The sequence below is a fragment of the Endozoicomonas sp. PH6C genome (genome assembly GCF_059322965.1).
In genome coordinates, this window is sequence record NZ_CP185342.1 from 456,255 (window position 1) to 469,026 (window position 12,772).

Below are 12,772 nucleotides of genomic sequence, written 5' to 3' on the forward strand. Positions count from 1 at the left end.
ATGTCTCTATTTGGGCAGACTTATCAGGGGTTTGCTATTATCAGTCGGTGCATGCGTAGTCTTGGCTGCTCAGAATCAAGCTGACGAATTCTGATCCAATCGAAAACACGAGAGCAAGGCTCTTACTCCCCAGACTTTCAGTGCATGGTTAAAGTGACTTTTGTTGTTCACTTGTACTTTGATTCTATAAAGAAGTCGCTTGACGTTTTTTGCTCTTTCTCTGCATCCGTTTTACTAAACAATGAAAAAAGAGTTATTTATGAAACCCCTCATGCATAGGCTTTTTTTCACGCTGTTTTTATTGTCCACAATTACCCTCAATGTTCGTGCCGATACCTGTCCCAGGAACATGCAAGCTGATTTCAGCTCTGGCATGATGAAAGATGCTGGCGAATTGACGACACATATCTTTGAGGCTGCTCATCCCGATGTCCTGATGTGCATGCCTTCCGACACGCCAGCAGATGCTGGCGATCTGATTGGTAAGGTCATCCCCGGAACTGAACCTGATTCGTTTGTCTGTGCATACCCGCGACTACTTGGTGTTGTCGTCCAGGACACACAGTACACCGCCAACTTCGATTGGCTCGATGCAAACTATGAGCAGCTTGCCACCTGGCTCAGTTCCTTTGCCCATATTGAAAAAAACGACAATGGCTATCAATACATATCCAGGAGCTATTACGTATTCAAAAACAGAAATCAGAACGCAGGTCACCTGGACATCTGCGTCCAGTCTACCGTCGGCAAAGGATTTGAATTTGGATATGAAACGGAATCGGATAATGGTGAGAAGTCATGTGGGTTATTTGTTGGCGCCTTGTATTTCTCACCCTTCTTCCGCCCGGCTTTGAACGACCAGAGCGAGAGTGATGAAGGTAGCAATGAAGGTAGCAATGCAGCGCCCAGCCCTCAAAACTGTGCAAGGTGTTGGCTTAGTAAAAATGAGGGTGGCAATGAAGTTAGCTATGCAGCTAACGATGAAGACGATTTTTGCTCCAAATGCGAGAGCCCATCGTTCCAGGGTGACTGCCCCAGATGTACATGCACTGTTGAACAGTTTTCTCCTGCTTGCCATTTATGCAATGGTGATGGCTGCAATCCTTTTCGTTGCTCTATTTTTACAACCTGGGATGCTTGCCCTTCAGGTTCCACCTTCTATGAAAATATCCTCTGCTTCGGTTTGAGCTGCCCAAAAAAACCTGTTTGTAGTAGGAAGCGCTGTCACAAGAAATCAGAATAGTCTTCTCGTCCGGTTAAAAATATTCAAGCTTCAGACGCCCCTGATTATGGAGCTTGAATGTGTTTAACCGGACAGCAGTGCCCCCTGTGGTTGAGATGCCTGCCTTGCCTCTTCTATAATGCCGCCTTCCCGTTTCCAGTAAAGTGCCCATTGCCACTTCGTGAGGCCTATGAGTGACCCCATGACAAAGACCAAAGTATTAACCGGTATTACCACCACAGGCACGCCGCATCTGGGCAATTATGTGGGTGCTATCCGTCCTGCGATTGAAGAAAGCCGTGACGAAAACATTCAGTCCTACCTTTTTCTGGCGGACTACCATGCCCTGATCAAGGGGCGCGACCCCAAGCGTATTCACCAGTCAGGGCTGGAAATTGCTGCGACATGGCTGGCTTTGGGTCTGGATACCGATCGTGTCACTTTTTATCGTCAGTCTGATATTCCGGAAATTATGGAACTGAACTGGATTGTCGGTTGCATGACCGCCAAAGGTCTGATGAATCGTGCTCATGCCTATAAAGCTGCTACCCAGAGCAATCAGGAGGCGGGCGAGTCCGACCCGGACAAGGGCGTACTGATGGGGTTGTTCAATTACCCGATCCTGATGGCGGCGGATATCCTGATGTTCAATGCCAACCGTGTTCCAGTGGGTCGTGATCAGGTTCAGCATCTGGAAATGGCCAGGGATATTGCCGGTCGAATGAACCACCACTACAAAACCAGGTTTGTGCTGCCAGAAGCCGTGGTGGGTGAGAACACTGCGGTTCTCAATGGTCTTGACGGTCGCAAGATGAGCAAGAGCTACGACAACACCATCCCGTTGTTTGTGCCAGAGAAAAAGCTGCTCAAACTGATCCGCAAGATCAAAACCAACTCTCTGGAGCCCGGTGAACCTAAAGACCCGCAAACCTGCACTCTGTTTCAGATCTTTTCAGCCTTTGCGACGGAACAGGAGGTGGCTGAAAAACGGCAGGAGTACGAAGCCGGTGCTGGCTGGGGTGACCTGAAAAATGAACTCTTTGAATACATCAACAATGTACTCAGGGAGCCTCGTGAGCGCTATAACGCGTTGATGGCTGACCCGGCATTTATTGAAGCTGAGCTGAAAAAAGGTGCGGAAAAAGCCCGTGCTGAAGCAGTGCCGTTTCTGCAGGATATTCGCAATAAAGTGGGTATCCGGCCTTTCGCCTGATTTTTCGGGTATACAGCCAGCCAATGGCTGGCTGCTTCCCAAGCCAGACATCTGCTTTCTTTAAAACGTCCTTTCAACAGACGCTTTTTATCTGACAATAAAAAATGACAGAGCTATGCTCTTACGAAGCCTTCATGTTCAGAAGCCTGCCCGAGATTGGTGCCCGAAGTCACTTTTTAACGCCTTATCAGTGCAGCGCGGCATTTCTGAAACAGTCTCGTCGGGCCGGGGAGCACGGTTAATGCCTTACGCTTTGTTGTCTTTTATTTTCATATTATTTGCGATGCTTGTCGCCTGGTTCAATCGAAGATGGGGCATCGTTTTGTTCAGCATTTCTCTCGTTTTGATTGCATTGATTTTTATGCATCACATTGCCGAGCACCTGGAAATTTATCTATAGACACCTGTCGGAGATCGGTCATGAACTCTCGCAGTGAGATCAATGATTTTGTGAAATTTGCCAGTGTTTTTGAATTGACAATCACCTGCCTTCTTCTGGTTGTCGCTTTCTGGTTTCAATTTGTGATGGGGGAGTTACCCTGCCCTCTCTGTATATTGCAGCGACAGGGAATACTAATCATTGCCTCAGGGTTTCTGCTCAATATGAGGTATCATATTCGACCTGGTCATTACAGTCTGTCGCTGCTGGCAGCCGTCTTGACGAGCTTTATTTCTCTTAGGCAAATTGCACTGCATGTGACAACACCTCAAGGATATGGTGAAGCTATCCTGGGGCTGCATATGTATACCTGGTTGTATATTCTGTGCTCTGCTTTAATCGTGTACATCGCACTGGTCATAGGCTACTCCAGACAATTTGAATTGTATGCATACAGGAACGAGGTTTCAGAAGCGAGAGACCCAAGAATTCGTGGGTTTTCCCATTTGGTCTTTGCGTTTCTGGTGTTTCTGGTTGTTGCCAATATCGTTTCAGTCTTCTTTGAGTGTGGGCTTGAGCCGTGCCCGGACAATCCGCTGCGTTATATGTTTTATGGATGGCTCTGACCATGAGACGCATTGCCGCTGTGCTCAGGGTAAACATCCGGAGTGACAAACACCCGGGTAGTAAATGACAGGTCACGATAAGGTGGATTGGGATAGGTCAGTTCTACAAAGCTGGCTTTCCAACCTTTTTCGGGAGCTTTTAACGCAACATCGGCCCGACAGCTTTTATGGCAATGAAATTTGAGTGCTTCGGATTTAAACTGGGTGACTGTGGGGTTGTCAGGGCTGGTTCGGAAATCTCTGGTTTCAGGATTTTCTGCAGTCCAGAGTTTCATGGCTTTGGGGGGCATTGAGGCTTCCACTTTCAGGTTTTGCTTAGAGACATCCCAGTTGATCCTGGGCATGGGACGATCTTCAATGGTGGCTCCATAAAAGGATTCGATGGTTTCACTGACCAGTGTTTGATCCATTCTGAGAATGTAATGCCGCAGGTCAGGAAGAAATCTCAACCATTTTTCGCCTTTCAGATCATTAAAGTAATAACGGCTGGAATCGGGTAAGAAAAAATCATCGCCCGTGGCATTGATAATGTATTTTGGCATGGCCAGCTGAGGAAGGTAGGAATAGGGGTCGATCACTTCCATTAACTGAGTCAGAGGTTGGGTACCGAGTGTGTGCATCAGGGAATAATAATCTTTGATAGCCGGAGCCCAGCTCTGGTAGCTATTGAAATGGTGGCGCATACTGTCTTGCACGTTAAGCACATCAATGACCATGGGTATAATGGCAGAGACCCTTGTGTCCATTGCTGCTGTCAGCCAGACCGTCCAGCCTCGTTTTGATCCCCCGGCTAATACAAAACGGTCAATTTTTATATGCTTCTCTTTCATCAGTGCCTGAACCGTGTCCATGGCTCTGACGGAAGCTTTGACCATGGGCAGTCGGAGTGGCCAGTTATAGTTTTTCTCCGGGTTATCGAGGAATTTTTGCCAGGTATAGGCAATCAGAGCATCCTCTTTCAGTGGTTTTTTGTCTCCAAATTGCAGGAACTGGTTTGGAATATCTTTCAGGTCAACGACGACTGACCGTGTTCTGGCAGCGATATGGGAAAAATGCAGAGCATCGGTGAACCTCTTGTTATTATCGGGCTGACCTTCAGGCCAGTGGATGGTGCCGCCATTGATATTGAGCAGCGCTGTATCGGCGCTGACCTTTTCCGGTACATAAACCATGACCCGGTGCTCCCAGACGGGGTCAGAGACTTTGTCCTGCTCGCCAACAGTCCAGCGCAGAGACTTCATACTGACAGGGTACACTTTGACCTTCAGCACTTTTCCATCCAGCTCAACGTGCTCTTCAGTTGCTGGTGAAACACTCCACTGATAGTTCTTATCTTTCTGCTTCAGGTAGCAGGGCAGCACGTCATGAAAGTGCTTACCCAGGTAAGAAGGGGTACAGTTTCCGGGAGAGACTTTCAGGTGATCTCTGGCATGAACCTGATGCTTCAGAATCAGAAGACAGAAGCAGAGCAATGTCAGTAAGCTGAACCGAGATCTGGAGATGAATTCTTTTGCCATTTTGTTACTCTTGTTTTGCAAGTTTCCTGGTCGTCCGCAAGGGGGGTCGATCGAATCCCATGTCATTTTCTGAATAATGTTTATATCTTCAGAAATGTAAACGTTCCCTTTGTCGCCGAGCATTAGCGACAAAGGGAATGGGGGGACGAAAACTGTTAACAACAGGATCGTGTAGTGTTTCAATGACGGAGTTGAACAACTATCGCGGGGTAGATGTCACTATGTTCTTCATCAAACTCTCTCCACTTAGTGCTGGATATTAAATCACCCAAGTCTTCTCGTACCCATAGATAAGGAGCTTTATCTATCTGTTTGTACCACCGGGCTTTTACCACGCGATTGTGGGAATCCTGTATGATGATGTCTTGATAAGATTGCGACCAACCGCATTTACTGAATGGCGAGGGGTTTAGGTTCATGATTGCCAGGGGTTGTGATGATGATGGATTCTGACCTTCTTGCCATGTGAAGGTGAAACCGTCGTCAATCATAGGAGGATAAAGCATACATCGAGTTTCACCATTCCTATCGTAAGAAACGGTGTAGATTTGTCTGTGATCGCCGTCTTCAGGTGTCACAAAAGCTATCCAGCTACGTTTTGCTACTGCGTTTGCGTTGAACAGCAGGATCACTAATGTCGTGATTAATTTCAGTTGCGTCAGTAAACCGAACCAAGATCTGGAGACGAATTCTTTTACCATTTTGTTACTCTTGTTTTGTAAGTTTCCTGGTAGTCCTCAAGGGTGTTAAGTCACGGCTTCCTACTCTAAAGGTGCTGTTAACATGAAGTATTTCAGCCTTGATTCATGATCTCTTTGGAGTCTCGCCTTGGTATTACTGCTAACAAATTTCTTGCAGGCTTCTGATCCAAGGTCCAGGCAGGCCGGAACCCTTTTTTGATATCGAGACTGGCCTTCACTCTTTAACCAGAGGCTCTGACCAGGCAGAAAACTGAACTCCAGGCTGTTGCGTGCGAACTCAACAATCTGGTCAAAGGACAGGAGAACACTTTCGCCGGTCTGATCAGGGCTAAAGCTGTGTACGGCCTCAACGAACTGACTGGTCAAATCGACTTTCAGAATACCCGGATAGTCAGTAGCCAGCGTCACTGCAATATTACCATTGACATAAACAGGAAAGGGGTGACCGCTGTTGGGTCCGGTACCGCTCAATCGCTGGTTACTGGTGAGTGGAATTTCAATAGCAATGTCATTAGCCAGCATGGTTTTGAGCAGTTCGGCACTGCAGTTGGTGTATTCTTCGTTACCGGAGCCGGATTGCTTCAGACAGTTCTGTGCCATGAGGCTTATTCCGTGGCCTACACGTTTGGGCTTAACGATCTGAATAGCATCTGCCATGGTGGTTCGATAGTAAAAATCCTCAACCGTGGCCCTGGCCAGTTCTCCTGCATTAAGGCTGATACGCTCTTTCACCAGAGGGTATTGTTTGTGGTTTTTCAGAAAACTCAGCATTTTCATGTGACTGGGGTAATCATTCAGTGCCGTATCATTATTTTCAGATCCACCTATGTTAATGCCCAGCACCTGAGGATCGCTGCCGGAGAGACTCAATTGAGCTAGTTCAAAGGCAAAGATCATCTGGGCGTAAACCTGGGGCAGGGGTTCGGTCCGGTGAACCTGGTGCAGAAACCGGACGCTAACAGAACAGGCAGGGTGAGAGTGACTGTGAGAGCAGTTCAAATGGTCTTCAGAAGCTTTCAAGGCGTTGGCTATCTTTCCGGCAGCGGTCTTTAACTGGGTTTGAAAATCTGACTGGGAACTCAGTCTGGCACGAAAGTCTTCCAGACTTTGGGTGCTGTCAGGGTTCGGTGTGGGAAGATGAGTGATAAGGGAAAATAACTCATCAGGCCCGTTCGCTTCATCGAAGTAGACAGTTGATTCAATGTAGGAAAGTCCATCAACAGCGGCCTTTTTGCGTATATATGAAATGAAACGGGCATCTATCCCATCGAACAGGGCTTTAAGGGTGGGAAAGTAGTTGAAGAAAAGCTTGTTACGAACTTCGACAGGATCGTGAACGTCAGGAAGCGATAGCTGCCTGATCAGAGCTGCATGGTTTTCTTCATTATCGACATACTTCTTCACGGACTGGGTGCAACAGTCACACGGAGCCATGCGATGGTTTTTGTACATGCAGAACTCACGCTCTATCGCAATATCAATGATTTCTTTGGGTTCGATGGCCCCCATGAGGTGATGGCGGAGATTACCGCCCTTTGGCAGTTGATTCATAAACATCTGGAGCAGTGGACGGTTGTTACGAATACTCTCCAGGTAGTCACTGCTCCGCTGATGCCCTCTGGTTAACTCGGAAATCTCAAACTCAGAGGCTGAAAAACTGCTGTTGGCCGTCAGGATCAGTATCACCAGGGCGACTCGAACAAAAATATGGGAATGCATAACTGATCGATATTGAGTGCAGAGGATATCAGTATAGATATATTTTGGGCGATCATTCTAATTTGGGTTATTTCTGCTTTCGGTCGTATTTGCATCCCTTTCGTGATTAACCACCATGAAGCAGAGAAAAGGGTTACTATAGACACGCAGTCAATCTTTAAAGGTTTTGCTTATGTCATTGAAAGCTCCTGCTTTACTCCTGCTGGCTCTGTTTATGACTGGTTGCTCCACGCTGGGCTGGAAAGCGGGGGATATGGCCAAGATCCAGTTTGATCTCAATGAACTCAACAGGGAGGGTCTGCGTGGTAAAGATGACAGCTTGACGGCGGTGTCCTATGAATTCTGTATTCCGGACAATATCGAGTATGTTGATCAGGTTATGGCGATTGATCCAACACTGGTTGTTTACCGGGTTTCGCCGGGAAAAATACAGTGTCGCTCAGGCGAGTATCTGGCCGTCGGTGACACCCATCAGCAGGATTACTATGAAGTTCTGAGAAAACTCACAGAGCTGGAGTACGTAAAGCGTATTCAGGAAGCGACATTTGAGTAAGTGTAAAGAGCCCCGTTTGGCTGATCAGGTAGCAACAGAAAAAGGCAACCTTCTGGTCAGAAATCCATTGTTGCGACTCTTGTATCAGGGGTTGGCAGTACTTTGCATTGTGCTCGGCATTATAGGTGCTGTGTTGCCTCTGATGCCAACGACGGTGTTTCTGTTGATGGCATTGTGGCTCAGTGTTCGCTCTTCACCAAAATTGAATCAGTGGCTGTTGGGGCATCCAAGGTTCGGTCCGGTCCTGAAAGAGTACCTGCACGACAGGGCACTCTCACCCAAAATAGGGTATCGGGCTCTGGCATTATTATGGCTGGGCATAGGGATTTCAGCCTGGCTGGTTCCCCAGGTTGTTCTGAAAGTATTGCTGGGACTGATTGCACTGGCGGTGAGCATTTATCTTTGGGTATTAATGCGCAGATACCAAAAACAGTGAGTCAATAGCACACTGATCTTTTTAATCATGCTGCGGGCAAGAAGAAGGGAGCGGGTCGTTTTGATATTCATTTTCCAGGCTCTGGCTATAGTAAAGAAAAGGTATTAGGTCAGGGCATCATCATGGAGTTGAGAAAATTATTAAAACTATTACTGGGCGCCGGTATTTTATTGATTCCGGTTACAGGATACGCGAAGCCAATTTACAAATGTCAGGTAAATGGCGCTGTGGTTTTTACAGAAGAAAAGTGCGACAGCAATGCCAAGCCCATTGAACTTAAGGGATTGGCGGCACCCCTTGAGCCATTTGATATGGATAAACTGCGGGGAATGGACGAAAAGGTCCGCGCCCGGATGATCGAAGATCGTATTGCTCTGAGACAAAAGCGCATTCGGACCTACCGTAATCGCATGCAGAGCGAGCTGAAACAGCTGCAGGCCAAAATCAATAAAAAGACCCCTCAGAATAAAAGCCAGCCCCGAAACAGTGTTAAGGAAAAAGACATCAATACTCAATCGAAGTCTATTGCAAACAGTGTTGATCAGAATACCAAAGGAACCTTGTCTGCTCAGATGAATGCGGTGGTAGCCCGTTATAAAACTCTGATTGAAGCGGAGCAGTTTCAAATTGAACTGTTGCTGCAGGAGTTCAGGGTTAACCAGATGATGCACCAGAACACCTCACAGAATAATTGATTTATAAATTCCGGGTGCCGGATTCATTTCATCACGCAGGATGCAATGAGGAAGTTGTGGAAGCCCGGAAGGCAGCGTTATCAGCTCTGGCCATTGGGCTTTGTTAGAGTGCCTATCGTTATTGTTATGAACTTTTCTTGAATGCAGATACGGTCCTGAGTAGTTCTTGACTATTTTAACGAAATCGATTGCCATAAAAAAAAGTGAGGATTGAGAGTCCAATGAATCAGTTAGAGCAACTCAAGGGTATGACGAAAGTAGTGGCAGACACCGGCGATATCGAAGCCATTCGTCGATATCAGCCTGTAGATGCTACAACCAATCCATCCCTCATTCTGAAAGCGGCTGAACTTCCTGCTTATGAGCCACTTTTCAATAGTGCTCTGGAGTATGGCAAATCCAAAACTGATGATGGAGTGGCGCAGGTCAGGCATGCCTGTGATTGGCTGGCCGTAGCGATTGGTAAGGAAGTCCAGCAGGTCGTACCGGGTGTTGTCTCAACAGAAGTCGATGCTCGTTTATCATTTGATAAGGATGCCACCATTGGCAAGGCTCGGGAGCTGGTTGCCCTTTACCGCGAGCAGGGCGCGGACCCTGAACGTCTGCTCATCAAGATTGCTTCTACCTGGGAAGGCATTGAAGCTGCGAAGGTTCTGGAGCAGGAAGGCATCCGTTGCAATTTGACCCTGTTGTTCAATTTTGTCCAGGCTCAGGCTTGTGCTGAAGCTGGTGTATTCCTGATTTCTCCATTCGTTGGCCGTATTCTTGACTGGTACAAAAAAGCTGAAGGTCGTGACTTTGAAGCGGCTGAGGATCCGGGTGTGGTTTCTGTGACCCGCATATACAACTACTACAAGCAGCATGGCTACAATACTGTGGTCATGGGTGCCAGCTTCCGTAACACAGCTGAGATTATTGAGTTGGCGGGTTGTGATTGTCTGACGATCGGCCCGGGTCTGCTGGATGATCTGGAGAAGACAGAAGCGACAGTTGTTCGGAAGCTGTCTCCGGAGAGTGCCACATCCAGTCATGAAAAAGTGGTACTGAACGAACAGGCTTTCCGCTGGGCAATGAATGAAGATGCGATGGCCACAGAAAAACTCGCCGAAGGCATTCGTAATTTTGCCAGAGATCAGGTGAAGTTGGAGAGCCTGATCGAATCCAGACTGTGATTTTTTTCCCAAAATAACACGACATCAGACCCTGAAGCAGATACAGAAAGACCCGGTATCTGCTTTTCATCAGAACTTTTATCTGCCGACTGCGGCCATGGTAATTCTCGAAATACAGGTGAGCCGCCCCTGTTCATTTTCGATCCTGATTTCCCAGACCTGTGTGCTTTTGCCAATGTGAACGGCTCTGGCGGTACCAGTCACCCGTCCGCAAGTGACTGACTTAAGATGATTGGCATTGATCTCAAGGCCGACACAGTATTGATCTTTTGCGCAGCAGAGGTTGGCTGCAATGCTGCCAAGGGTCTCAGCCAGAACCATCGATGCGCCACCGTGTAAAAATCCAAGGGGCTGTTTGGTTCTCTCGTCTACCGGCATGGTGCCACGAAGAAAGTCGTCGCCTATTTCTACTATATTGATACCCACATGACTGCACATACTGCCTTCACATCTCTGATTCAGGCTTTCTGGAGTAGCTTGGGTCTTCCATATCGACATGGCAGGCACCTTTCATGTTATGTATGAGACACCTTTTTTACTCTTCAAGGTGTATGAGCAGTCAATTTCACTGGAGGAATTGCTATGAAACCCGGGGCATCTTTTTATTCTCTGGACAATCATTCGATACCAGGAAGCATAATCTTCTGTCTATCGGTGGTTTCCATTCTGCTGGTGTTTTGCTCTGTCGAAGTAGAAGCGGCTCCGAACAAAGCGCCCGTGAATATGGAAGAAGCATACAGTCAGCTGGAGCAAAAACTCAATCTCACGGATGAACAAAAGCCCAATGTAAAGGCCATCCTGAAGGAGAGTAGGGAGAATGTGAAAAAGATTCAGGTCACCGATCAGGACCGGCTTGCAAAAGCCAGGGCTCTCAAGGCAAACAGGGATGAAACCAATAAGAGACTGGCGACGGTACTCAACGATCAGCAGATGCAAACCTATCGAGAGTCACGCAAGGAACTACGGGATAAACTGAAAGAATATCGGGATATGAAAAAGTCTGAGTAGCCCCCTGATATCGCTCAGTGCTATTCCGATATATGATCTCTGATGGGCTGTCCGGTTATCCTTTTTTGTCGAGTGGATAAACAGTCAGGGCTGCTCTAAGGATAAACGTCAGGAGTCACCCGAACGCCTGATGTCAGGATCAGATCTGGATAAGGCGCATTGTTGAAGACCAGCTCGATAAAGAAGGCAGTCCACCCATTCTCAGGCGTTGCAGGGCAAAACTGATAAGTCCAGGGCATTGAGACGACAGGTTCTATCCGGGTTGCCTGATAGCGGATACCTGCCTGTTGCAGTACATCTTTTCGGAAGTCTCTGGCCTCAGGGTTATGGCAAACCCAGGCACGGGCTAATTTAGGTTCAAGGCTGGTTCTGATTTCCAAACCACCTTCATCCAGCAGTTGCCAGTTCATGGCGGGCATATCCTGCTCCGAGATCAGCGCACCAAAGACAGAAGCCATGATCTCATCGGTGTTTACGTCACTGTCCCGGCCCAGGTAATGGCTGGCATTCGGTAAATACCTCAGCCAGGTTAATTCGGATAACTTCGGGTAATAGAAACGGGCAGAGTCTGGTGGAAAGAACTCGTCGCAACTGGCGTTGACAATAAATGCAGGCAGATGAAGCTGACTTCTGTAGACAAAGGGGTCAATATCATTGAGCAATTGCTGCATACCCTTGGATTCCAGGCTTGACAGAATGTCATGATCACTGTCTGCATAATCGCTGATAGCGCTGGCAAAGCCGCCATAAACATTCAGATGATGATTCATGCAGGCTTGTACGTTCAATGTATCGATCACCATTGGAATAAGAGCCATGACCCTTTGGTCAGCGGCTGCCGTCAACCATGAAATCCAGCCCCGTTTGGAAGCCCCGGCGATAATGAAGTCATTTATTCGGGAGCATTTTTTTTCACTGATCTCTTCACTGAACTCGCACAAAGCATCCATGGCCCGGATAACACTTTTCACCATGGGCCATTGAATGGGCATAAGACCATTGTGTTCAGGATCTTCCAGAAAGGCTTGCCAGGAAAAAGCAACAAGATCATCTTCCGACCTAGGAACACCATCCCGAAAGGTCAAAGGCTGGTTGGGAACATCTTTGAGAACGGCTACCGGGGCTTTGGTGAGTTGGCATAAATGTGCGCCATCGACATTATGCGAGGGAGTGAGTTCAAGGGATGGATCGTGCCTTGATCCACTATTAATCATTAACAGACAGGGACTCTCTGAACCTCCTTCAGGCCAGTAAAGTGTGAGGCGGTGTTGCCATTCCGGCTGACGGAGGCCAAACCCTGAGCCTTCCTGCCAAGTCTGGGAAATCAGTTCTAAATGGCTAACGGAGACGACCGGAAACTCTTCGCAATGAGAAGTTTCAAGGCAGCGCCAGCTGAAGCTTTCGTCTTTTCTATTCAGGTAGTCCAGAAATATAGGGTTCAATGCCAGACCTCATAGTTACTCAAGTTCCTTAAAGTTTCATCGGCGGTTCTGGAGTGAATAACAGCCGGGAGTCACTTTGCAGTCAGTCT

The 12,772-nt window shown here is 47.6% G+C and carries 14 protein-coding genes; 9 read left to right on the forward strand and 5 right to left on the reverse strand.

The genetic code is table 11. The features are described from left to right. Positions 1–259 precede the first annotated feature (259 nt). The 4 genes from ACOMG9_RS01730 to ACOMG9_RS01745 all read left to right on the forward strand — a co-directional run bounded on the left by ACOMG9_RS01730 (position 260) and on the right by ACOMG9_RS01745 (position 3,440). Entirely contained in the window at positions 260–1,243 is a 984-nt protein-coding gene (locus ACOMG9_RS01730) for a hypothetical protein (protein WP_494529689.1), read from the forward strand. A 181-nt stretch (positions 1,244–1,424) separates the two neighbouring features. After that, positions 1,425–2,435 (forward strand): tryptophan--tRNA ligase, encoded by a 1,011-nt coding sequence (locus ACOMG9_RS01735; RefSeq protein ID WP_448215541.1) that lies wholly within the window; start codon positions 1,425–1,427, stop codon positions 2,433–2,435. A 241-nt stretch (positions 2,436–2,676) separates the two neighbouring features. Next, positions 2,677–2,835: a DUF5993 family protein gene (locus tag ACOMG9_RS01740; RefSeq protein ID WP_448218600.1), complete on the forward strand. Its 159-nt coding sequence runs from the start codon at positions 2,677–2,679 to the stop codon at positions 2,833–2,835. Between the two features lie 20 nt (positions 2,836–2,855). After that, on the forward strand, positions 2,856–3,440 hold the full coding sequence (locus ACOMG9_RS01745; RefSeq protein WP_448215542.1) for a disulfide bond formation protein B: 585 nt from the start codon (positions 2,856–2,858) through the stop codon (positions 3,438–3,440). Here ACOMG9_RS01745 and ACOMG9_RS01750 read toward each other — a convergent pair. The 3 genes from ACOMG9_RS01750 to ACOMG9_RS01760 form a co-directional block, all read right to left on the reverse strand. Continuing rightward, positions 3,425–4,957: a PhoPQ-activated pathogenicity-related family protein gene (locus ACOMG9_RS01750; RefSeq protein WP_448215543.1), complete on the reverse strand. Its 1,533-nt coding sequence runs from the start codon at positions 4,955–4,957 to the stop codon at positions 3,425–3,427. The two genes, ACOMG9_RS01745 and ACOMG9_RS01750, sit on opposite strands and share 16 nt — an antisense overlap. Before the next feature lie 179 nt (positions 4,958–5,136). Further along, positions 5,137–5,658, reverse strand: a complete 522-nt coding sequence (locus ACOMG9_RS01755) for a hypothetical protein (protein ID WP_494529690.1) — start codon at positions 5,656–5,658, stop codon at positions 5,137–5,139. Positions 5,659–5,718: 60 nt separating this feature from the next. Continuing rightward, complete coding sequence (locus ACOMG9_RS01760) at positions 5,719–7,377, reverse strand: hypothetical protein (protein ID WP_448215545.1); 1,659 nt, start codon at positions 7,375–7,377, stop codon at positions 5,719–5,721. A 172-nt stretch (positions 7,378–7,549) separates the two neighbouring features. Here ACOMG9_RS01760 and ACOMG9_RS01765 point away from each other — a divergent pair, with 172 nt between their 5' ends. The 4 genes from ACOMG9_RS01765 (at position 7,550) to tal (ending at position 10,233) form a co-directional block, all read left to right on the forward strand. Next, positions 7,550–7,930, forward strand: a complete 381-nt coding sequence (locus tag ACOMG9_RS01765) for a hypothetical protein (protein ID WP_494529691.1) — start codon at positions 7,550–7,552, stop codon at positions 7,928–7,930. Next, on the forward strand, positions 7,923–8,366 hold the full coding sequence (locus tag ACOMG9_RS01770; RefSeq protein ID WP_494529692.1) for a YbaN family protein: 444 nt from the start codon (positions 7,923–7,925) through the stop codon (positions 8,364–8,366). The genes ACOMG9_RS01765 and ACOMG9_RS01770 overlap by 8 nt, the downstream gene beginning before the upstream one ends. Positions 8,367–8,488: 122 nt before the next feature. After that, on the forward strand, positions 8,489–9,061 hold the full coding sequence (locus ACOMG9_RS01775) for a hypothetical protein (protein WP_494529693.1): 573 nt from the start codon (positions 8,489–8,491) through the stop codon (positions 9,059–9,061). A gap of 221 nt (positions 9,062–9,282) precedes the next feature. After that, the gene (gene tal, locus ACOMG9_RS01780; protein WP_448215549.1) at positions 9,283–10,233 is read left to right on the forward strand and encodes a transaldolase; all 951 of its coding nucleotides are present in this window, start codon (positions 9,283–9,285) and stop codon (positions 10,231–10,233) included. Between the two features lie 78 nt (positions 10,234–10,311). On the opposite strand, the gene ACOMG9_RS01785 is transcribed toward tal, so the two are convergent. Next, positions 10,312–10,731 carry a hotdog fold thioesterase gene (locus tag ACOMG9_RS01785; RefSeq protein WP_448215550.1) on the reverse strand — a complete coding sequence of 140 codons (420 nt, stop codon included), beginning with the start codon at positions 10,729–10,731 and terminating at the stop codon, positions 10,312–10,314. An 84-nt stretch (positions 10,732–10,815) separates the two neighbouring features. On the opposite strand from ACOMG9_RS01785, the gene ACOMG9_RS01790 reads away from it, so the two are divergent. After that, positions 10,816–11,241 (forward strand): hypothetical protein, encoded by a 426-nt coding sequence (locus ACOMG9_RS01790; protein ID WP_448215551.1) that lies wholly within the window; start codon positions 10,816–10,818, stop codon positions 11,239–11,241. A gap of 95 nt (positions 11,242–11,336) precedes the next feature. Here ACOMG9_RS01790 and ACOMG9_RS01795 read toward each other — a convergent pair whose 3' ends face one another. After that, positions 11,337–12,683 carry a PhoPQ-activated protein PqaA family protein gene (locus ACOMG9_RS01795; RefSeq protein WP_494529694.1) on the reverse strand — a complete coding sequence of 449 codons (1,347 nt, stop codon included), beginning with the start codon at positions 12,681–12,683 and terminating at the stop codon, positions 11,337–11,339. Between the last annotated feature and the right edge of the window lie 89 nt (positions 12,684–12,772).